Source organism: Sulfurihydrogenibium sp. (genome assembly GCF_027448985.1).
Lineage (GTDB): Bacteria > Aquificota > Aquificia > Aquificales > Hydrogenothermaceae > Sulfurihydrogenibium.
Genome location: NZ_DAIDMN010000170.1, coordinates 1 through 1,058 on the forward strand (window position 1 = coordinate 1; position 1,058 = coordinate 1,058).

The 1,058-nt window shown below is 30.8% G+C and carries 1 protein-coding gene and 2 pseudogenes; 2 read left to right on the forward strand and 1 reads right to left on the reverse strand.

The features are described 5' to 3' along the window. Window positions 1-298: pseudogene (locus NE054_RS08365) on the forward strand (lipoyl(octanoyl) transferase); the annotation flags it as partial. On the opposite strand, the gene NE054_RS08370 reads toward NE054_RS08365, so the two are convergent. Continuing rightward, window positions 291-710: an EAL domain-containing protein gene (locus tag NE054_RS08370; protein WP_345780609.1), complete on the reverse strand. Its 420-nt coding sequence runs from the start codon at window positions 708-710 to the stop codon at window positions 291-293. The pseudogene NE054_RS08365 and the gene NE054_RS08370 overlap by 8 nt on opposite strands. Before the next feature lie 44 nt (window positions 711-754). Between NE054_RS08370 and NE054_RS08375 the strand changes: the two are divergent. After that, window positions 755-1,058, forward strand: a pseudogene (locus NE054_RS08375) (lipoyl(octanoyl) transferase); the annotation flags it as partial.

The window sequence follows — 1,058 nt, forward strand, 5'->3', positions numbered from 1 at the left end:
AAAATCTTTTGATGAAGTTTTTAAAACACTTTCAGACAAGATATACTACGATTTTAAAAATCCGGGGTTTTATGTAGAAAACAGAAAAATAGCATCTCTTGGTTTTAGGTACTCAAAGGGTTATTCACTTCATGGAGTAGCGGTAAATCACAGCGTAGACCTTAAAAAATTTAATATTATAAAACCATGTAATCTAAACGGTTACACTGCCACTTCTTTAATAAATGAAGGAATAAACATAGAAAAAGAAGAATTAAAAAACAAAGTTGTTGAAAAAATAAAAAAGTTTTTTACATAACAATTTCAGGTTTAGGCTCTCCAATGTAGTAGCCTTGGGAATAATCAACTCCCAACTCTCTTACTTTTTCAAAAACTTCTCTGTTGTGGACAAATTCTGCTATCGTTTTTATACCTAACTTTTTTGCAAAACCTACTATCGTTTGGACTATTATCTGTGAGTTTTTGTCTTGATGTATGTTCTTTATTAAAGATGAATCTATTTTTAAATAATCTACATCAAGTTTTAACATGTGGGCAAAGTTTGAGTATCCGGAACCAAAATCATCTATAGCTATCTTAGAACCGTAGGACTTTACCTCTTTTATAAATCCGGATACATCCTCGTAATTTTCTATACCTTCCGATTCCAAAATTTCAAAGGTAATTTTACAGTTGTTATCTCTTAATCTATGAACTATTTCATTAACTATTTCCTCATTTAGGCATTGTAGATTATCTTCAAGCTTACGAAGAGATGAAAAAAATCCATTCTATTGCTGTAGAAAACCAAGAAAACTATCTTATACTTTGTGAACATTACGATGTTTATACGATAGGACAAAACGAAAAAGAGGAGAATTTTCCGGTTCCGGTTATAAAGACTGACAGGGGAGGGTCGATTACATTTCACGGAGTAGGACAACCTATTTTTTACTTTGTTTTTAAAGTAGATAGCCCTAAAAACTTTTACCGTAAAGTTGTAAAATCTTTTGATGAAGTTTTTAAAACACTTTCAGACAAGATATACTACGATTTTAAAAATCCGGGGTTTTATGTAG